This is a genomic window from Kitasatospora setae KM-6054 (assembly GCF_000269985.1).
Classification (GTDB): domain Bacteria; phylum Actinomycetota; class Actinomycetes; order Streptomycetales; family Streptomycetaceae; genus Kitasatospora; species Kitasatospora setae.
Map to the genome: position 1 here is coordinate 2811746 of NC_016109.1, position 20266 is coordinate 2832011.

Annotated in this window: 16 protein-coding genes; 7 read left to right on the forward strand and 9 right to left on the reverse strand. The window is 72.9% G+C overall.

What is annotated here, in order from left to right:
* Positions 1-615 precede the first annotated feature (615 nt).
* Entirely contained in the window at positions 616-1371 is a 756-nt protein-coding gene (locus KSE_RS12375) for a GNAT family N-acetyltransferase (RefSeq protein WP_014135653.1), read from the forward strand.
* 237 nt (positions 1372-1608) lie between these two features.
* On the opposite strand, the gene KSE_RS12380 is transcribed toward KSE_RS12375, so the two are convergent.
* From KSE_RS12380 to KSE_RS12415, 8 genes are all read right to left on the reverse strand, one after another.
* Positions 1609-1977, reverse strand: a complete 369-nt coding sequence (locus KSE_RS12380; RefSeq protein ID WP_014135654.1) for a transcriptional regulator — start codon at positions 1975-1977, stop codon at positions 1609-1611.
* Entirely contained in the window at positions 1974-2474 is a 501-nt protein-coding gene (locus KSE_RS12385; protein ID WP_014135655.1) for a hypothetical protein, read from the reverse strand. The genes KSE_RS12380 and KSE_RS12385 overlap by 4 nt, the downstream gene beginning before the upstream one ends.
* A 180-nt stretch (positions 2475-2654) precedes the next feature.
* Entirely contained in the window at positions 2655-3209 is a 555-nt protein-coding gene (locus tag KSE_RS12390) for a ribonuclease (protein ID WP_081539392.1), read from the reverse strand.
* Between the two features lie 260 nt (positions 3210-3469).
* Positions 3470-6178 (reverse strand): pyruvate, phosphate dikinase, encoded by a 2709-nt coding sequence (ppdK, locus tag KSE_RS12395; protein ID WP_033258254.1) that lies wholly within the window; start codon positions 6176-6178, stop codon positions 3470-3472.
* A 566-nt stretch (positions 6179-6744) separates the two neighbouring features.
* Positions 6745-7932 (reverse strand): tRNA dihydrouridine synthase DusB, encoded by a 1188-nt coding sequence (gene dusB / locus KSE_RS12400; RefSeq protein ID WP_014135658.1) that lies wholly within the window; start codon positions 7930-7932, stop codon positions 6745-6747.
* 182 nt (positions 7933-8114) lie between these two features.
* Entirely contained in the window at positions 8115-8993 is an 879-nt protein-coding gene (locus tag KSE_RS12405) for a DUF4097 family beta strand repeat-containing protein (RefSeq protein WP_014135659.1), read from the reverse strand.
* The gene (locus KSE_RS12410) at positions 8990-9637 is read right to left on the reverse strand and encodes a response regulator (protein ID WP_033258255.1); all 648 of its coding nucleotides are present in this window, start codon (positions 9635-9637) and stop codon (positions 8990-8992) included. The genes KSE_RS12405 and KSE_RS12410 overlap by 4 nt, the downstream gene beginning before the upstream one ends.
* Positions 9625-10884 (reverse strand): sensor histidine kinase, encoded by a 1260-nt coding sequence (locus KSE_RS12415; RefSeq protein ID WP_014135661.1) that lies wholly within the window; start codon positions 10882-10884, stop codon positions 9625-9627. Before KSE_RS12415 ends, KSE_RS12410 begins: the two co-directional genes overlap by 13 nt.
* 135 nt (positions 10885-11019) lie before the next feature.
* Between KSE_RS12415 and KSE_RS12420 the strand changes: the two genes are divergently transcribed.
* From KSE_RS12420 to KSE_RS38345, 3 genes are all read left to right on the forward strand, one after another.
* Positions 11020-11520 carry a hypothetical protein gene (locus KSE_RS12420; RefSeq protein WP_014135662.1) on the forward strand — a complete coding sequence of 167 codons (501 nt, stop codon included), beginning with the start codon at positions 11020-11022 and terminating at the stop codon, positions 11518-11520.
* A 1403-nt stretch (positions 11521-12923) separates the two neighbouring features.
* Positions 12924-13502: an NADAR family protein gene (locus KSE_RS12430; protein WP_033258256.1), complete on the forward strand. Its 579-nt coding sequence runs from the start codon at positions 12924-12926 to the stop codon at positions 13500-13502.
* A 317-nt stretch (positions 13503-13819) separates the two neighbouring features.
* Positions 13820-15370, forward strand: a complete 1551-nt coding sequence (locus tag KSE_RS38345; protein ID WP_014135665.1) for a hypothetical protein — start codon at positions 13820-13822, stop codon at positions 15368-15370.
* A gap of 196 nt (positions 15371-15566) precedes the next feature.
* On the opposite strand, the gene KSE_RS12445 is transcribed toward KSE_RS38345, so the two are convergent.
* Positions 15567-16949: a glycine--tRNA ligase gene (locus KSE_RS12445; protein ID WP_014135666.1), complete on the reverse strand. Its 1383-nt coding sequence runs from the start codon at positions 16947-16949 to the stop codon at positions 15567-15569.
* A gap of 360 nt (positions 16950-17309) precedes the next feature.
* On the opposite strand from KSE_RS12445, the gene KSE_RS12450 reads away from it, so the two are divergent.
* Genes KSE_RS12450 through KSE_RS12460 form a run of 3 tightly spaced genes read left to right on the forward strand, consistent with a single transcriptional unit; the run spans position 17310 to position 20232 of the window.
* Positions 17310-18278, forward strand: a complete 969-nt coding sequence (locus KSE_RS12450) for a metal ABC transporter substrate-binding protein (RefSeq protein ID WP_014135667.1) — start codon at positions 17310-17312, stop codon at positions 18276-18278.
* Positions 18279-18331: 53 nt separating this feature from the next.
* The gene (locus KSE_RS12455; RefSeq protein ID WP_014135668.1) at positions 18332-19156 is read left to right on the forward strand and encodes a metal ABC transporter ATP-binding protein; all 825 of its coding nucleotides are present in this window, start codon (positions 18332-18334) and stop codon (positions 19154-19156) included.
* Positions 19153-20232 carry a metal ABC transporter permease gene (locus tag KSE_RS12460; protein ID WP_014135669.1) on the forward strand — a complete coding sequence of 360 codons (1080 nt, stop codon included), beginning with the start codon at positions 19153-19155 and terminating at the stop codon, positions 20230-20232. Before KSE_RS12455 ends, KSE_RS12460 begins: the two co-directional genes overlap by 4 nt.
* The last annotated feature ends 34 nt before the right edge of the window (positions 20233-20266 follow it).

Consider the following 20266-nt stretch of genomic DNA (forward strand, 5'->3'; position numbering starts at 1 on the left):
GCTTTCGGACCTGATCTCTCCAGCGTGCGACGGCCCGTCGGAATTCCCGCCCCCGCACGAGTCTTCACGTCGTCTCTCGAATCCTCTCACCTTCGGACAAAGCACCTGGTCGCAGGCGTGGCACTCGGGTCGCCCGGTAGGATGGCGAAACGTCCCGGCGTGCCGAACGGACCCGTGCGCCCCCGTTGGCGCGCCGCGAAGTGACGCACCGCCTCCGGGCGGGTATCGTCCTCTCGCTGCCTCGCATCGTCGCGTCGTCGCGCCACGCCGTCTGTCACGTCGTGGGCCACGCCCCGGTCCGTTGCGCTGCCAGCCATCCATTGCGCACCTTGCCTTCACTTGGCCGCCTGCTTCGCTTCGTGATCTCGTTTCTCTCTCGGCCATCTCGCGGACGCACACTGTCCCGTCGCTCATCCCGCCGGATCGGTCCGTCGACCCGTGTCCGTACCGGCACCGCGCTGCCCGCCTCCGGGCTGCCGTCCCGCCGCACGCCCGAGCCTCTGGCGTAGCGCCCCCGGGCGGCCGTTCTCCGGGGTCGGGGCGACACGACCACTGCCCGCAAGGCCGCGAACCCGGCACGCGGGCCCCGACGACCGCCGAAGGACCGAAGGATCCGTGCCCGTACCCGTCACCCTCTACGGCCGCACCGTGCGGCTGGAGCCCCTCGCCGAGCACCACGCCGCGGCCCTGGCCGTGGCCGGCTCCGAGGACCGTACGACCTACGCCTTCACCCCCGTTCCGCACGGCCTGGAAGCCGCCCGGGAGTACATCGCGCGCGCCCTCGCCGATCGGGCGGCGGGCCGGTCGATGCCGTTCGCCACGGTGAGCACGGCTGACAACCGGGTCGTGGGCTCGACCCGGTTCCTGGAACTGGACTACTGGCAGGGCCCGCTGGTGTGGCCGCCCGTGCCGGGCGTGCCGCACGGCGACCCGCTGGAGGCCGTCCCGGACGCCGCGGAGATCGGCAACACCTGGCTGTCCCCGCGGGCCCAGGGCACCGGCATCAACACGGAGGCGAAACTGCTGATGCTGCGGCACGCCTTCGAGGCGTGGGGGGTGCAGCGGATCTCGCTGCGGGCCGATGCCCGCAACACCCGCTCGCGGATCGCCATCGAGCGGCTGGGCGCCACCTCCGAGGGCGTCCGCCGGGCGCACTCGCGCGGCCTGGACGGGGTGGTCAGGTCCACCGCGTTCTACTCGATCCTGGACGAGGAGTGGCCCGCCGTCCGGGACATCATCGAGCTGCGGATCGCCGCCGCGACCTCGCCCAGCGCGCCGGACCCGGCGCCGCTCAACCAGGAGTGCCTTAGACACGGCAGCTCCCTGGTGACCGATCCGATGATCGGCGACTCCCTGGTGCCGGCCGCCTGAGCCGGCCCGACCGTGCGAACCGGCCACAGGCCGGACCGCTCCTCCCGCTCGGGGCGGGTACGCGACGAAGATCACGTCGGGTACCCGCCCCGACCGGTTTCCCCCTCCGGGAGTTCTCGGCACTCTGTCGAGTTGTCAAGGAGCACGGACAGCACGGGAATGGGGCCCACCTCCGCTCCTGGGTGTGATCCTCCTGACACTCCACCAGCCCGCCGGCGCCCGCCCGCCGGGTCCGGCTCAGCCGTCGGCCCCGGCCGAACCCGGCTCCGGCTCGGCGCCGGAGACCGCGTCGGACGCCCTACCGGACGCGGACCCGGCCGCCTCGGCGGTGGCGACCAGGCGCTGGAGCGCGGCGAGGTGCGCCGCCAGCGCCGCCCGGCCCTGCGGGGTCGCGGACAGCCAGGTGCGGGGCCGCTTGCCGACGTAGCCCTTGCGGGCCCGCAGGTGGCCGGCCGCCTCCAGCCCCGCCGCGGTCTTGCTGAGCACCGAGTCCGAGACCTGGCAGTAGTCCCGGACGACGGAGAACTCGGCCTCCTGGCATCCGCTGAGGAAGGCCAGGACGGTGAGCCTGGTGGGCTGGTGGAGTATTGGGTCGAGTCCGTTCACCGCTGGCTGCTCATACTCTGCTCCTTGAGGTCTCGATTGGCCAGGGCGATGACGCCCCACACCGCCAGGCCCGCGACCAGGCCCGCGGCGGCCATCGCCCATCCCTGGTCGCCGGTGGCCAGCCACGTCCCGAGCCAGGCCAGCACCGCCGCTAGGACGGTCACTCCGAACGCGCGCATGATCTTCGGCGGGACCTTGGCCTTCTCCAGCCGTGCGGCGACGCCGCTGGCGCGCATGGCCGTCCGCAGTATCGCGGCCATCACCGCCATCAGCGCGGCCGCGCACAGCGGTATCAGCCACTGCGCCTGGCGTTGGAAACTCTGCCCGATCGCCGCGCAGTAGACCGCGAGGGTCGCGCCCACCCCGGGGCCGTACCACCAGGGCATCGGCGCGGGCCGCCGGGCGGCGGCCCGCGCGCGCTCGGCGAGCGCCAGCGCCGCTGCGGGCGCGAGCTCCTCGGGCTGCTGCCCGGCTGCCTGCTGCCTGTCCTCAACCATCGGTCCCCCATGCGGACGTGCCGTCGAATCCGGCCCGCTGCCGGTTCAAGTGCTACCACTCTGGCACATACTTTCCAGATGGGAAAGTAATTTTCCGACGGACCGTCAGCGGCCCTTCCGGGCGGGCCTCCCAGTGGCACGGACCGCCCGGGGTCAGGAGCACTCGGCGGGCAGGAGAGCTCAGCAGCGCGGGTCGATCTCCTGGAAGGACGCGTAGTGGTCGGCCGTCCAGTACTGCTCGCCGGCGCCGCCGGTGACGATCCGCCTGGTCCCGCGGTCGTCCGATCCCGGTGTGACCACGGTGAACTCGTGGTAGTAGCCGCTGCCCTGACGGGGCAGTCGGTTCTCCCGGTTCTCGAAGACGATGCCGTCCGAGCGGTACGGGTAGGGGCCGCCCCGGGCGATCAGGCCGAGGGTGTCGAGGGCCTGCGCGGGCAGTCTGCCGCGGCAGACGTCAGCCAGTGCGGCGTCGGTGGGCACCCAGCCGGCCTGCGCGGTGGGCGACTTGGCCGGGGCCGAGGGCTTGGGACCGCCCGTGGCACCGCTGCGGGTGGCGGAGGCGGCGGCGGAGGCGGCGGCGGTGGAGGGCGTGACGGAGGCCGGGGCGGAGGCTGGCTTCGCGGCGCCACTCGCCCCGTCCGGGTCCTTCCCGCCGTTCAGCAGTGCGGCGACCGCGGCGGCGATGCCGAGCAGGACCACGGCGACGAGGCCGATCAGGCGGTTTCGGCTGTTCATGCCCCCAGCCTGCCGCACCGGCTCACCCGGTCGGCGCACGGCGCGCACCTGCCGGTCGGGCCGGGACCGGTTGCCGGCCCGTCGCAGCGCGAACGACCGGACGGATGGGGCGCCCGTCCCGGGAAACGCCGCCGGGGCGGGAGCGGACGCCATTGTCCGTTCCCGCCCCGACTGCTTCGTACGGCGGCTCTCCTGCGCCGAGCTCCGCCGTACGCCCCTCCCTTCGGAGGGGTGCGGTCAGTGACCCGCGCTGCTTCGTGTCAGCGCGAGTCGCTTCCCGCCGTCTCGATGGCGGCGCGGCCTGCCTCCAGGCGCGCCACCGGAATCCGGAAGGGAGAGCAGGATACGTAGTCCAGCCCCACCTCGTGGAAGAAGTGGACCGAGTCGGGGTCGCCGCCGTGCTCGCCGCAGACGCCGAGCTTGAGGTCGGGGCGGGTGGCCCGGCCGGCCTGGGCGGCGTTCTTGACCAGGGCGCCGACGCCGTCGCGGTCGATGGTCTCGAACGGGCTGACCCCGAAGATGCCCTTCTCCAGGTAGGCGGTGAAGAAGGAGGCCTCGACGTCGTCGCGGGAGAAGCCCCACACGGTCTGGGTCAGGTCGTTGGTGCCGAAGGAGAAGAAGTCGGCGGCCTCGGCGATCTGGCCGGCCGTCACGGCGGCGCGCGGCAGCTCGATCATGGTGCCGAGCTTGATGTCGAGGTTGACGCCGGTGGACGCGGCGACCTCGGCGAGCACCCGCTCGCACTCGTCGCGGACCAGTTCAAGCTCCTGGACGGTGCCGACCAGCGGGATCATCACCTCGGGGCGCGGGTCGGCGCCGGCCAGCTTGCGCTCGGCCGCCGCCTCGGCGATCGCCCGGACCTGCATGCCGAACAGGCCGGGGATGACCAGGCCGAGGCGGACGCCGCGCAGGCCGAGCATCGGGTTGGCCTCGTGCAGGCGGTGGACGGCCTGGAGCAGGCGCAGGTCGTTCTCGTTCGGGTCCTTGCGGGCCTCGGCGAGGGCGACGCGCACCGACAGCTCGGTGATGTCGGGCAGGAACTCGTGCAGCGGCGGGTCGAGCAGCCGGACCGTCACCGGGAGGCCGTCCATCGACTGGAACAGCTCCAGGAAGTCGCCCTTCTGCAGCGGCAGCAGGCTGGACAGCGCGGTCTCGCGGTCCTTGTCGTTGTCCGCCAGGATCAGGTGCTCGACCTCCTTGCGGCGCTCCTCGCCGAGGAACATGTGCTCGGTGCGGCACAGGCCGATGCCCTGGGCGCCGTACCGGCGGGCGCGGTTCGCGTCCTCGGCGTTGTCGGCGTTGGCGCGCACCGCGAGGCGGCGGCGGCCATCGGCGTGCGACATCAGCCGGTGCACGGCCTGGACCAGCCCGCCCTGGACGTCGGCGCCGGCGTGCAGGGTGCCCTCGAAGTACTCGACCACCGGGGACGGCAGCACCGGAACCTCGCCCAGGTACACCCTGCCGTTGGCGCCGTCGATGGAGACCACGTCGCCCTCGTGGACGACCTGGCCGTCGGCGGTGGTGAACTTGCGGTTCTTGGTGTCGACCTCCAGCTCCTCGGCGCCGCAGACACAGGTCTTGCCCATGCCTCGGGCGACCACGGCCGCGTGCGAGGTCTTGCCGCCGCGCGAGGTGAGGATGCCCTCGGCGGCGATCATGCCTTCCAGGTCGTCCGGGTTGGTCTCGCGGCGGACCAGGATGACCTGCTCGCCGGAACGGGACCACTTCACCGCGGTGTACGAGTCGAAGACCACCTTGCCGACCGCCGCGCCGGGCGAGGCGGCGATGCCGTAGGCGACCGGCTTGGTCTCGGCGGTGGGCGCGAAGCGGGGGAACATCAGCTGGGCGAGCTGGCCGCCGGTGACCCGGTGCAGCGCCTCGTCCAGGTCGATCAGGCCCTGGTCGACCAGTTGGACGGCGATCCGGAAGGCGGCGGCGGCGGTGCGCTTGCCGACCCGGGTCTGCAGCATCCAGAGCTTGCCGCGCTCGATGGTGAACTCGATGTCGCACAGGTCCCGGTAGTGGTTCTCCAGGGTCTGCATGATGGTCATCAGCTCGTCGTACGACTTCTTGTCGAGCTGCTCGAGGTCGGCCAGCTGCAGGGTGTTGCGGATGCCCGCCACCACGTCCTCGCCCTGGGCGTTCTGCAGGTAGTCGCCGTAGACGCCCTGGGCGCCGGTGGAGGGGTCGCGGGTGAAGGCGACACCGGTGCCCGAGTCCTCGCCGAGGTTGCCGAAGACCATGGTGCAGACGTTGACGGCGGTGCCCAGGTCGTTCGGGATCCGCTCCTGCCGGCGGTACAGCCGGGCCCGGTCGCCGTTCCAGGAGTGGAAGACCGCGTGGATCGCCAGGTCGAGCTGCTCGCGCGGGTCCTGCGGGAAGTCCCGGCCGGTCTCCCGGAGCACGATCGCCTTGAAGGTGGCGACCAGCGCCTCCAGGTCCGCGGCGGTGAGGTCCAGGTCGTCGGCGGTGCCCTTGGCGTGCTTGGCCTCGTCCAGCGCCTCCTCGAACAGCTCGCCGTCGACACCCAGCACGGTCTTGCCGAACATCTGCACCAGGCGGCGGTACGAGTCCCAGGCGAAGCGCTCGTTGCCGGACTGGGCGGCGAGCCCGGTCACCGAGGCGTCGGAGAGGCCGATGTTCAGGACGGTGTCCATCATGCCGGGCATCGAGAACTTCGCACCCGAGCGGACCGAGACCAGCAGCGGGTTGTCCGCCTGGCCGAGCCGCTTGCCCATCTGCGCCTCGAGGGCGACCAGGTGGCCGGTGATCTCCTCGTTCAGCGAGCCCGGCTCGGTGCCGGTCTGCAGGAAGACCTTGCAGGCGTCGGTGGTGATGGTGAACCCCGGAGGGACGGGGAGGCCCAGGTTGGTCATCTCGGCGAGGTTCGCACCCTTCCCGCCGAGAAGATCCTTGAGGTCCTTGTTTCCTTCGGTGAAGGAGTAAACAAACTTCTGCTTCGCCGCCACGGGTCGTTCTCCTCGCACACGGTTGCCCTGACGCCGGAGAACATACCCATTTCGAAGGCGTTCTAGGGGGGCGAATAGCTCGTACGAGCTTCGAGGCGGGCGATTGGCCAGCGGATCCAATGCCCGGACGGGCGTTCACCTGCGTTACCGAAATCGTCCGGGTGACGCTAGGGAGTGTTCAAGACTTGAACACATCACTACGTCAAGCTCGCTCGATCCGGACACACCGTGACGATGTTCGCCCCGCCGCGTTTCCCCGGCTTGATTTCCTGCAGCCGACCGCGGCGATCCGCCCGGGGACCCGTTCGGGAAGCGATCCGGACTTGTACACCTTGGCGAAGTCCGCTGACTGACTGTCACTCGCCACGATATGTGGCCAGCGTCACGAGCGCATCTCAACTGTCGAGCCGATGAGACCTACGCCAATCGTCGCTTTCCGTTGATGATCCCGTCGCTCTGTGTTGCTCGATTTCGCCTTGAAGGAGCCCTCTTGTCCATCTTGGACAATCCAGCTGGGACGCTGCGGCCAGACTCGAATCCAGGTCGAATCTGCCGAATAGTACAGATCATCCGCCAGATGTGTCCGATTCGGCATCTTCGGTGAGTCGGGCACACTCATACGGATCGTCCAACCAGCCTTCGGGCAGGACCACCCGGTTGTTGCCGCTGGTCCGCCCGCGCGGACCGTCGGCGCCGATCGGCCAGCTCTGCTCCTGGTCGACCTGGGCGAGCGTCTCGGCCAGCTCGGTCAGCGAACTGGAGCCGGCCAACCTCACCCGCAGCTCGGAGCCGACCGAGAAACCCTTGGTGTACCAAGCGACGTGCTTGCGGAAGTCGATGACGCCGCGGGCCTCGTCGCCCAGCCACTCCCCCAGCAGCTGGGCGTGCCGCACCATGGCGCGGGCCACGTAGTCGAAGGTCGGGCGGGCGTAGTCGACGTCGCCCTCGAAGATCGACACCAGGTCCTTGAACAGCCAGGGCCGGCCCAGGCAGCCGCGACCGACGACCACGCCGTCGCACCCGGTCTCGCGCATCATCCGGACCGCGTCGTCGGCGGACCAGATGTCCCCGTTGCCGAGCACCGGGATACCGGCCGGGACGGACTCGCGGAGGCGGGCGATGGCCGACCAGTCCGCGGTGCCGCCGTAGTGCTGGGCCGCGGTGCGGCCGTGCAGGGCGATCGCGGAGACACCCTCCTCCGCGCCGATCCGTCCGGCGTCGAGGTAGGTGAGGTGGTCGTCGTCGATGCCCTTGCGCATCTTCATGGTGACGGGCAGATCGCCCGCGTTCGCGACCGCCTGGCGCAGGATGTCGCGCAGCAGGTTGCGCTTGTACGGCAGCGCGGAGCCGCCGCCCTTGCGGGTCACCTTCGGGACGGGGCAGCCGAAGTTGAGGTCGATGTGGTCGGCCAGGCCCTCCGCGGAGATCATCCGCGCCGCCTTGCCGACGGTCTCCGGGTCCACCCCGTACAGCTGGATCGAGCGCGGCTTCTCGCTCGGGTCGAACTTGATCAGTTGCATGGTCTTGGCGTTGCGCTCGACCAGGGCGCGGGTGGTGATCATCTCGGAGACGTACAGGCCCCGGCCGCCGCTCTGCTCCCGGCACAGGGTGCGGAAGGGGGCGTTCGTGATGCCGGCCATCGGCGCCAGCACCACCGGCGGCCAGACCTGCATCGGCCCGATGTGCAACGGGGCGAACTCCGGTGTGCCGGGTGCTGCGGGGGTGGCCTGGGTGGTGTCGGGCGTGGTGGTCATGCGCGGCGGATCCTCGATACGGGTAGGGCCCCAACGGCGGGCTTCCAGACTCTCCATTCTCTCCCACCCGCCGGACGGGCCTGGCCCGGTGCCCCTCCCCGGCGGGCGACCCCGGACGGCCGGGCCGTTCCGGGCGCGGTCCGGACGCGGTGGGGCGCGGTCCGGGGGCGCTCCGGACGCGGTCAGGGCTTCCCGTTGCGGCCGATGGTGACGGTGCCGGAGGCGGAGGTGACGTCGAGCAGTCGGGGCGAGTCCATGTCCTGGAGGGACTGGTCGACCTCCTGGCCGCCGCCCTCGCTGTTGAGCTCGATCCGGTACCGGCTGCGGTCGTCCGGCAGCCGCAGGACGAGGTTCCCGGAGGCGAGGCGGACGGCGACCTCGTCCGGCGGGCGGTCGTACTGCAGGGTGACCTGGCCGGAGGAGGCGGAGAGCTGGGCCCTGGCCGCACCCAGCCCCGTACCGATGATCTGACCGGAGCCGCTCTTCGCCCAGATCGGCCCGCTGACCCTGGTCAGCTCCACCTGACCGCTGCCGGTCTCCGCCGAGACGCTGCCGGACACGTCCATGATCTCCGTCCGCCCGGAGCCGTTGCGGGCGTGGACGGTGGTCGAGGGCGGCACCTGTATCTCCAGCGTGACCGCGCAGCCCCGCAGGAGCCGGGCCTCCGGGCAGTCGACCGAGACCGTCATCGTGCCCGCGGCGATCCGCTCGTCGACGACCGGCTTCCGGAGCGCCCAGCCGACCCGCTCCGCGACCACCACCCGGTCGGTGCCGCCGACCCGGACCAGGACCTGGGCCGGGCCGGAGTCGATGTCGAGCCGGCCGACCGACTCGAAGTACGTCCGCTCCTGGGTGCTCTCGCGCTGGACGAGGACCGCCCCGGTGGTGGCGGCGCCCAGCAGCAGGATGCAGGCGAGGACCAGGACGCCGAGGAACCGCCAGGCCCGGCGCTCGCCCCGGCCGGGCTCGACCGGACCCGCCGGCCCGGGGTGCGGAAGCCACCGGGCGAACCGACCCGGCCCGGGGTCGGCCTCCGGCGGGTGCGGGGCGGGTCGGGTCACTGGCTGACCTCCAGGAAGCGCAGCACCGCCAGCACCCGGCGGTGGCTGTCCTCGGCCGGCGGCAGGTCGAGCTTGGTGAGGATGGAGTTGATGTGCTTGGAGACCGCACTGTCGCTGACCACCAGGGACTCCGCGATCGCGGTGTTCGAACGCCCCTCGGCCATCAGCGCCAGCACGTCCCGCTCGCGGGGCGTCAGCCGGTGCAGCGGATCGCGGTCGCGGCGCAGCAGCAGCTGGGCGACCACCTCCGGGTCGAGGGCGGTACCGCCCTGGGCGACGCGCTGCAGCGCCTCCACGAACTCGTCCACGTTGGCGACCCGCTGCTTGAGCAGGTAGCCGACGCCGCTGGTGTTGTTGGCCAGCAGGTCCGCCGCGTACCGCTCCTCGACGAACTGGGAGAGCAGGACGACGGCGGTGCCGGGCCACTGCCGCCGGATCATCAGCGCGGCCCGGACGCCCTCGTCGGTGAAGCCCGGCGGCATCCGGACGTCCGCGACGACGATCTGCGGGCGGTGCTCCTCGACGGCGGCGAGCAGGGCCTCGGCGTCCCCCACCGCGGCGACGACCTCGTAGCCCTCGCTCTCCAGCACCTTGACGATGCCGATCCTCAGGAGGACCGAGTCCTCGGCGATCACAGCTCGCATGGCAACTCCATGGTGATGGTGGTCGGGCCCCCGCGGGGGCTGGTGATGGCGAAGGATCCGTCGACCGAGGCGGCGCGCTTGCGCAGACCGGTGAGGCCGGTGCCGCGGTCGGCGTCCGCCCCGCCGACGCCGTCGTCGGTGATGGTGATGCGCAGCCGGTCGGCCACCCGGTGCAGGAGGAGGTCGACCCGGGAGGCCCGGGAGTGCTTGGCGGCGTTGGCCAGCGCCTCGGAGACCGTGAAGTAGGCGACCGCCTCCACGGTGGGTGCTATCCGGCCCGGCAGGTCGACCGTGAGGTGCACGGGGACGGGGCTGCGGGCGGCGATGCCGGAGAGCGCCGCGTCGAGCCCGCGGTCCTCCAGCACCGCCGGGTGCAGGCCGCGGACCAGGTCGTGCAGTTCCTTGACGGCGGCCTGGGCCTCCTCGTGCGCGGCGACGATCACCTCCATCGCCTCGGGCGGGAGGTGTTTGAGGGTGCGCCGGGCGAGGCCCAGGTTCATCGCGAGCGAGACCAGGCGCTGCTGCGCGCCGTCGTGCAGGTCCCGCTCGATGCGGCGGCGCTCGGCGTCGGCCGCGTCCACCACGTCGACCCGGCTGCGGGCCAGGTGCTCGACCCGGCGCTCCAGCACCTCCGCCCGGTTCGGGCCGAGCAGGGCCCGGACCGTCCACAGGTCGACGGCGGCGAGCAGGGCGACGAGCCAGGGCGTGGCGGCCAGCAGGAGCAGGCCGCCGAGGGTGGCGAGGGCGCCCTCGGCGACCCACCCGGGGCCGGACCTCAGCGGGTAGCCCGGCGGCAGCAGCCACACCCAGCCGAAGAAGCCGGTCAGCACGACCGCCGCTCCCCAGAGGCCGAGCGCCAGGCCCGCGCAGAGCATCTGCAGCGGCGCCACCAGCAGGTGGTGGACCGCCTGGCGCCAGGTCAGCCCCGCGCGGAGCCGGACCAGCCAGGGCGCGTCGGGCGGGATCCGGCCTGGGACCTCCACCCCGCGCAGGGCGCGGACCCGGCTGCGCTGGGCGGTGCTCTGCAGGTCGAAGAGGACCGTGAGCAAGGCCAGCCCGAACAGCAGGGCCGCGCTCGGCAGGCCGATGACGATCACGCAGGGCAGGCCGAACGGGAGGCCGGCGGCGAGGAACAGCGTGTCCCGTCGAGTGCCCGCGGACCACGGGGCGCGCGCGGCCGCGGCGGCGCGGACCGCCGCGGCGGGGGCCGTCCGGCGCGGGGGCGTGTCGATCTTCGACTGGAACATGCGGATCAGCGTAGAGGCCGGTCGAACCCGGCTTCCATGGCGCAGTCCTCCGTCTTCTTGGTGTAGCTGGCTACACCAAGAAGACGGAGCCACGGGCTACCGACAAGATCCCCACGCCGAAGGATTCTTGACGGCATGACGAACACGAACCTGATGCGCTGCGGCCGCGACTCGCTCTCCCCCGCCCGGGCCGCCGCCCGGCAGTTCTCCCGGTCGCTCCCCGAACTCCTCGGCGGCGGCGGCCGATCCGGGCTGATCGCCGCGGTCGGCCCGTGGACGGCGTGCCTGCGCGCGGGCCGCCGCCCGGCCATGGAGGTCTACGAGCACGGCGAACTGCTCGACGTCGTGGTCGAGTCCTCGCTCGGCGGCGCCGGGCTGCGCGGGGCCCGGCGCGGCCCGACCGGGAGGCCGGGGGAAGGAGCGGCAGCCTGCGCCTGGGGCCGTCTGCCACCCTGCGGGGCGCCCCCGCCGGTGCACTTCCTCACCGGCGGGCTGCGGCGGCGTCCGGTGGGCTCCGCGACCGTGCGGACGGCGGGCCGGTTCTGGTTCGCCTCGGCGGCCGGGGAGTTCCGCTGGGCGCGGCTGTCGGCGGCGGCCTGCTGCGCGGAGCACGCGGAGCGGGGGCGGGCAGCATGAGCGTGCTCGTTGCGCTGCCGTCCCGGCCGGATGCCGGCGGCGGTGCCGGTAACGGTGCCGGTGGCGTGGTACGGGTCGGGCGCCGCGCGGTGGTCCGGCGAGCCGGGTGGCTGCGGCCGGAAGTGCTGTTCCTGGGGTGCGGGTTGGTGCTGCTGCCCTGGGCCGCGCTGCTGGCGCTGTTGCCCGACGGGACACCCTGGGCGGTGCTCGACCTGGTCGAGTCGGCGGCGTTGTCCACCGCTGCGCTGCGGCTGCGGCGGGGCCGTACCCCGTCCTGGTCGGCCGGGCTGGCCGGTGTCCTGCTGGCCACGGACGCCGGGTGCGACCTCGCGACGGCGTCCGGCGGTTCCGAACTGCTGGTCGCCCTGCTGATGGCGGTGTGCGCGGAGCTGCCGCTGGCCGCCGTCTGCTGGTCCACGGCGCTGCGCGCCGGTGCCGTCGGGCCGGGCGGCGGCCCGGTGCCGGCGGCCGGCCGCGGGTGTCGGTCCCGGGGGCGCGTCGCGGTCCCGGTTCCGGTGGGCGGCCCGCCCACCGGGTTCCTCACGGAAGGAGTGGCAGTGCGAAGCATCCACATGTTGACGGGGTCCGTTCCGGGGCTGCTCTCCGGAACTCCGGCGGGCCGGGTGTGTGCCGGCCAGGCCGACCGGTTGCGGGTCGCCACAGCCGGTTGCCGGCCAGACCGCCCGGCGCGGTCGGATCGCCGGGCACCGGCGGCCGGGCTCCGGGTCCGGGCCGAGGGGTGGGCGCCACGGCCCTGCCCCGACCGGGCGCACCGGGCCGTGCTCCCTGCCTCCGCCGCGAGGATGGCGGCCACCGCGCGGCGCGACCCCGGCGTGCACCGGCGGCCCGCCGCGGAAAGGGCCCCCGGTCTGCGGGAGTTGCGCGCGCGGCGGCTCCACCGGGGTGCGGCCGGCCCCCGTCGGCGTTCCGCGGTGGGAGGGTGAGCATCCGCCCGGGCGGCGCGTCCCGGGGAGGAGGCCGCCCTTTCCGCCCCCTACATCCGTAGCCCTGCCTGAACGACCCAGCCGTCCCGAACCGGCAGCGGAAAGGAGCCGCCTCTCGCCGATCTCCCGGCGGCCGGTACCGGCACCGGCCTGACCACCCTGCGCCCCCTTCCTCCCGTACACCCGCTCCTTGACTCCTGCACAGTGCGATTCGTCCCGCCGACCACCGACCACGTCCTGGCCATCGGCCCCGTCCCGGGGCCGCGCTCGCCGGGGCGCGGTGTGGTCGGCGGGCACGGCCCGCTGTCCCGGCGACGGAGCCGGAAGCGGGCCATGGCCCAACCCGGCTGGCAGGGGTCCAGCGACAGGGGCCACCCCCTCGGGGACAGGCGGGTAGCTCGGCAGGAACCCGCGAGAAAATGGCAGGCCACCGGCCTGGAGCGGTGCGAGGATGGCGCAATGCCGACGAACCCGACCCTCCGCCCCGGTGAGACGCGCACCCGCGAGCAGCTGACAGCGGCGGTCGCGTCCGGTGCCCGCCCGAAGTACCTGTGCTTCTGGGGCCACCGCCCGCAGCGGGACGGGCAGATCGGACCCGGTGCGCTCAGCCAGTGGTGGCCCTCCCCGTTCACCGTCGACGGGGTCCGGTACGACACCGCCGAGCACTGGATGATGGCCGGGAAGGCCCGGCTGTTCGGGAACGAGGAGATCGTCCCGAGGATCCTCGGGGCCCGGACGCCCGCGGAGGCGAAGAATCTGGGCCGACTGGTCACGGGGTTCGACGAGGACCGCTGGGTCGAGCACCGCTTCGAACTGGTGGTTACCGGGAGCACCGCGAAGTTCGGCCAGGACGAGCGACTCCGCACGTACCTGCTCCGTACCGGCGAGCGCGTCCTGGTGGAGGCCAGCCCGCTCGACCGGATCTGGGGCATCGGGCTCGCGGCCGACGACCAGCGGGCGAATTCCCCTGCCCAGTGGCAGGGATCGAACCTGCTCGGCTTCGCGCTGATGGAGGCGCGAGCCCGGCTGGCGGGCTGATCCCTCGCCCAACCGTCCTACCGGAAAAGCCAGTTCTCCCTCATCTCGCACAAGTAGGGCGACTCGGACAGGAATTGGCCGAAGTTCACGAGAACAGCCGACCTGCCGCACCACCCCGGCCACTCGCATCTCCATCTTGAAAAGGTTAAGACTTGCTCCCGTAACGTGGCCGCCGTACGGCAGCGCCAGGATGGCCACCAGTCGTTGTGTTCGGGGGCCAGTCGGGTGGCCCCCCACGGAGAAGGTCGGGGCGGGGCGCGATGACCGTACGCAGTTCTGGGCCGGATTCGGCCGATGTCCAAACGCTCAGAGCGGAGTTGGACGAACTACTGAGAGCACGGCAGTTCGCCGCGCAGCGCGAGCGCAGACTCGCCGAGGCCGTCCGGGCCGGCCACGAACCCGACCACGCACCCGCCTACGGCCGCCCGCCCCGACAGCCCGACCCCGAGCTGGTGCGACAGCTCGCCCAGGCTCAGCACCTCCGTGAGGGCCTCGGCGCGCGCTGCCTCGAACTGAGCGACCGTCTGCTGGCCGCCGAGGACCAGCAGACAGCGGGACGGTTCGGCCGCCCCGCCTCCGCTCCCGCCCCCGACCCGGGCGAGGTCCCGGGAAACCCCGGCCCGGCTCCCCAGGCGCATCGCCCCGCCGAGCACGCCGCCTCCCTGGTGCCCCCGCAGCGCCCGTTCCCGACCGGGGCCCGCTTCGGCGGGGAGCACCGAGCGGGGACCGCCCCCGACACGCTCCCCCGGCTCGACGAACCGGCCGGCACCACCGCCTCGGCCGCGGACACCCCGGCCGCCGACGCCCCGCCGCTGCGCGGTGCCCGGTTCAGGGTCGGTCGCCCCCTCCGCGCCGCCCGGAGGAACGAGGAGCGGGCCGCCACCGAACAACCGCACCCCGGTGCTGCGGAGGACGCGGCGGCCGCCCGGCACACCGGCCCGGGCAACGACCGGGCAGAGCGTCCCGGCACCTCCTGGGCCAGCACCCGCAAACCGGGCGACGGCGTCGGCGACACCCGGGTCGGCAGCACCCATCCGAACGCCGCCCCCGACGATGGCGCCCCCGCGCACCCCGGCGGCAACACGGGAACGGCCGCACCGGTCGGCGGTGCGCGCTCCCGGAGCCGGGCCGAACTGATCGCCCTCGTCCAACGGATCACCGATCTGCACCGGCAGGGCTCGGTGCACGAGTCCGCGGCCATCGTGAGCCAGGTCGCCCTGATGATCACGCCGGCCGATCTGGTCAGGCTGGCCACCCTGCTGCGGGCCGAAGGGCCGGCCGGCTCCTCCACCTACCTGGCCCGGTCGGTGGCCTCGGGCACTCCGGAGCACGCCACCGCCACACTGGCCGTACTCCGCCAGGAAGGGCTGGTGGACGAGGCCGCCGACCTGTTCCACACCCTGTGGTCGGTGAGCGCGCAGGCGCTCCCGGCACTGCTCGCGGCCCTGGAGGAGTCGGGGCAGTCAGCCGACGGACAGACCCTGCTGTGGGAACGCGCCTCCGCCCCGGCCGGTGAACTCTCCGAACTGACCCGGTGCCTGCGGGCGGCCGGGCGCCCCGGCGACACCCGCCACCTGCTGCGCCAGGCGGCGGGCCGACCCGCCGGGGAGGTCGCCGCGATCGCCGCGGCACTGGACGAGGAGTCGGCGACCGAGCTGATCGGCGAGCTGGTGCGACTGCGCTCGGCGAGCGATGTCGGCCAGTTCGCGGCCGCGGTCCAGGGATCGGTGGAACTGTACGACGCGCTGCTGTTCGCCGCCGACGACCTGGACGAGAGCCGGGCCCGCAGCGCGTTCGCGGCGCTGCGCACCGCCGGGCTGCCGACCCAGCCGGCGCCCCGCCCCCGGAAGTCCCGCCAGCGCCGCTGAACGAGGCCCGCCCCAGGAACCCCGACGGGCGCGACCACGACCGGAAGCCCGGCGGAACCCCGAACGACACCTCTGCGGCAACTCCGGCGGCACCCCGGCGAACGGTGCGAACGGCGAACGGCCGGCGGCCCGCCCCGGTGAGGGGGCGGCCCGCCGGCCGTTCGAAGAACCGCTGCCGGTGCGGCGCCGTTCGGCGTCAGCAGCCGATCAGGCGGGTGGCCAGGTAGGACTTCACCTGGTCGAGCGACACCCGCTCCTGCGCCATGGTGTCGCGATCGCGCACGGTCACCGCGTTGTCCTCAAGGGTGTCGAAGTCGACGGTGACGCAGAACGGGGTGCCGATCTCGTCCTGGCGGCGGTAGCGCTTGCCGATCGCGCCGGCGTCGTCGAACTCGACGTTCCAGGCGGAGCGCAGGTCGGCTGCGAGGCCGCGGGCCTTCGGCGAGAGGTCGGCGTTGCGGGAGAGCGGGAGCACCGCGACCTTGACCGGGGCCAGGCGCGGGTCGAGCCGCATGCCGACGCGCTTCTCCATGACACCCTTGGCGTTCGGCGCCTCGTCCTCGAAGTAGGCGTCGAGCAGGAAGGCCAGCATGGCGCGGTTGAGGCCGGCCGCGGGCTCGATGACGTACGGGAAGTACCGCTCGTTCGCGTCCTGGTCGAAGTACTTGAGGTCCTGGCCGGAGTGCTCGCTGTGCACGGTCAGGTCGTAGTCGGTGCGGTTGGCCACGCCCTCCAGCTCCGAGAACTCGCTGCCGCCGAAGTTGAAGCGGTACTCGATGTCCACCGTGCGCTTGGCGTAGTGGGACAGCTTCTCCTTGGGGTGCTCGAAGAAGCGCATGTTCTCGGTCCGCAGGCCGAGGTCGACGTACCAGTTCCAGCGCTGCTCAAGCCAGTACTCGTGCCAGGTCTCGTCCTCGCCCGGCTTGACGAAGAACTCCATCTCCATCTGCTCGAACTCGCGGGTGCGGAAGATGAAGTTGCCGGGGGTGATCTCGTTGCGGAAGCTCTTGCCGACCTGGGCGATGCCGAACGGCGGCTTCTTGCGCGAGGTGGTCTGGACGGCGCGGAAGTTGGTGAAGATGCCCTGCGCGGTCTCCGGGCGGAGGTAGGCCAGGCCGGCCGCGTCCTCGGTGACGCCGAGGTGCGTCTTCAGCATGCCCGAGAATTCCTTGGGCTCGGTGAAGGCGCCCTTGTTGCCGCAGTTCGGGCAGTTGATGTCGGCGAGGCCGTTGGCGGGCACCTTGCCGTGCTTGGCCTCGTACGCCTCTTCCAGGTGGTCGGCGCGGAAGCGCTTGTGACAGGAGAGGCACTCGGTCAGCGGGTCGTTGAAGGTCGCGACGTGGCCGGAGGCCTCCCAGACCTCGCGGGCGAGGATCACCGAGGAGTCGAGACCGACGACGTCCTCCCGAGCGGTGACCATCGCGCGCCACCACTGGCGCTTGATGTTCTCCTTCAGCTCGACACCCAGCGGACCGTAGTCCCAGGCGGCACGGGTGCCACCGTAGATCTCGCTGCAGGGGTAGACGAAGCCACGGCGCTTGCTCAGGCTGACGATCGTGTCGATCTTGTCGGCGGCCACAGTGCTCTCTTCAGTACGACGGCACGGTCAGGGCACGGCTGGTTGCGCGCGCCCGAATGACTCAGGGTACCGGGGTTGCGGGGGCGGGGTTCAACTCGATAGTTGCACGGGCGGGCCGCCGGGTGGCTGTACCGGGAGTGAACAGCCGTGCGTTCTCCGGCGTGTTGGCGATCACCCGGCGGGACCCCAAACCGGGGCGGGTCCGGAGGAAGACCCGCGCGGAGGCCCGGCAGGAGGCGCCGCCGGGGCGCGGCGCGGCGCGGTGCGGGCGCACTCGGGGTGCGGCGCGGCGCTCGGTACGTGACGGGTCCACCCAATGCAAGTTGACAATCATTTCCAGATAAGATGAGAATGGTTGTCATGAAGATTCGTCGCGCCACTCCCCCGATAGCCCTCGCGGCGGCCGCCGTCGCCGGATCGCTGCTGCTCTCCGGCTGCGGCGGGGCCAGCAGCGCGGCGGGCCGGGACGGCGGGCGGCTCGAAGTGGTCGCGTCCTTCTACCCGATGGAGTTCCTGGCCCGGCAGATAGGCGGGGAGCACGTCAAGGTCACCGACCTGACCGCCCCGGGCGTGGAGCCGCACGACCTGGAGCTGACGGCCAAGCAGGTCGCGGCCGTCCAGCGGGCCGATGCGGTGGTCTACCTCAAGGGCCTGCAGCCGACCGTGGACAAGGCGGTCGCGCAGTCCCACGTCAAGCACCCGGTCGACGCCACCGCCGTCTCCCCGCTGGTCGACCACCACCTCGACGAGGGCGGGGCGGACGGGACCGAGGCGCACGACGGCGAGCACGGGCACGAGCACGACGGCCCGGCCGGCGACCCGCACATCTGGCTGGACCCGACCCGGTACGCGGCGGTGGCCCGCAGCGTGGGCGCCGAGTTCGCGGAGATCGACCCCGCCAACGCCGCCGACTACCAGCGCAACACCGACGACCTGGTGACCCGGCTGACCGCCCTCGACCAGGAGTTCAGGGACGGCCTGGCGAATTCCGGCACCCGGACCTTCGTCACCAGCCACGCCGCCTTCGGCTACCTGGCCGACCACTACGGGCTGGAGCAGGTCGCGATCAACGGGGTCGACCCGGAGGCCGAGCCCACCCCGTCCCGGATGGCCGCGATCCAGCGGGCCGCCCGGGAGAACGGCGCGACCACCGTCTTCTTCGAAGCCCTGGTCAGCCCTAAGCTGGCCAACACCGTCGCCGCCGACCTGGGCCTCAAGACCGCCGTGCTCGACCCCCTGGAGGGGATCAAGGAGCCGGACCGGAACGACTACTTCTCCGTCATGCGGCAGAACCTGACCAACCTGCGGGCCGCGCTCGGCACCCGCTGAACCCACCCCCGAACGGACCCGAGCGAGCGGCGAGAGCGGAGCGAGGAACCACCATGAGTGCTGCCATCCCCACGACGGGCACCGACCGGCCGGGCCCGGCCCCGGGCGAGGACGCCGGACCGGCGGTCATCAGCCTCCGGGGCGCGGTGGCCACCGTCGGCGGCCGGCCGGTGCTGCGCGGCATAGACCTGACCGTCGGGCCGGGCGAGGTGGTCGCCCTGCTGGGCGCCAACGGCTCCGGCAAGTCCACCACCGTGAAGAGCGTGATCGGTTCGGTACCGCTGGACCGGGGCGGCCTGGAGCTGTTCGGCACGCCCCAGCGCAAGTTCCGGGACTGGCACCGGATCGGCTACGTGCCGCAGCGCACCACCGCGGCCGGCGGGGTGCCCGCCACGGTCCGCGAGGTGGTCTCCACCGGGCGGCTGCCGCAGCACGGGCTGCTGCCGTTCCGCCGCAAGGACCGGGCCGCGGTGGACCGGGCGCTGGCCGCCGTCGGCATGCTGGACCGGGCCGGCGACGGCGTGGCCCACCTGTCCGGCGGGCAGCACCAGCGGGTGCTGATCGCCCGCGCCCTGGTCGGCCGCCCCGACCTGCTGATCATGGACGAGCCGATGGCCGGCGTCGACGTGGACAGCCAGCAGGTGCTCGCCGGGATCCTCCGCACCGAGGTGGAGCGCGGCTGCGCGGTACTGCTGGTGCTGCACGAACTCGGGCCGCTGGAGCCGCTGATCGACCGCGCCGTGGTGCTCCGCGACGGCTGCGTGGCGCACGACGGGCCACCGCCCCGGGGCGTCGGCCAGCACGCGCTGCCAGGCCACGACCACGTCCACCCGCACGCCGACGACCACCACCGCACCACCCAGGGGCTACTGGCATGATCGAGATGTTCCAACCCGACTTCATGCAGCGGGCCTTCCTGGCCGCCGTGCTGGTCGGCGTCACCGCACCCTCGATCGGCATCTACCTGGTGCAGCGCCGGCAGGCCCTGATGGGCGACGGCATCGGGCACGTCGCGCTGACCGGCGTCGGCCTGGGCTTCCTGTTCCAGGCCAACCCGATGTGGACGGCGGTGCTGGTCTGCGTGCTCGGCGCCGTCGTGATGGAGCTGGTCCGGGCCCGCGGCAACCAGCGCGGCGACATCGCGCTGGCGATGCTCTTCTACGGCGGCATGGCCGGCGGCAAGCTGCTGGTCTCGATGAGCAGCCAGTCCGGCGCGGGCAGCCTGGAGAGCTACCTGTGGGGCTCGATCCTGTTCGTCTCCCCCGGCGACCTGGCGGTGATCGGCCTGCTCGCGGCGGTGGTCGTCGCGGTCACCGTGGGCCTGCGCCGCCAACTGTTCGCGGTCTGCCAGGACGAGGAGTTCGCCCGGGTGACGGGCCTGCCGGTGCGGGTGCTCAACCTGCTGATCGCGGTGATGGCCGCGGTCACCGTGACCGTCGCCATGCGGGTGGTCGGCCTGCTGCTGGTGAGCGCGCTGATGGTGGTCCCGGTGGCCGCCGCCCAGCAGCTGACCAGGTCCTTCGCGGCCACCCAGGCCACCGCGATCGGGGTCGGCGTGGTCACCGCGCTGTTCGGCGTCGGCACCTCCTACCAGGCCGACCTGCCCTCCGGCCCGACCATCGTGTTCCTGGCCATCCTGACCTTCGCCCTGTTCAGTGCGATCGCCGCGCCGCTGGCCAGGTGGCGGCACCGGGTGGAGTCCGGCCACGGGCCGGCGGTGTGCGACGTGGCCCTGCCCGGCGGCGAGGCGGCACCCGGCCGCGCCCCGGGAGCGGCCCCGGGCGCCTCGGGCGCGCCCGCGGCGGGCGCCGGCGGCCCGGTCTCCCCGGGTCCGGAGCCGGCCCCGCGGGGCCAGGAGCCGGTCCGGGCGGGGTCGGGACCGGCGGCCGACCGGCCGCCGACCGGAGAGCCGCCGTCGGGGGAGTCGCTGTCAAGTCGGGGGCTGGCACAATGATGTGCGAAACCACCCGATCAGCAGGAGGACCCAC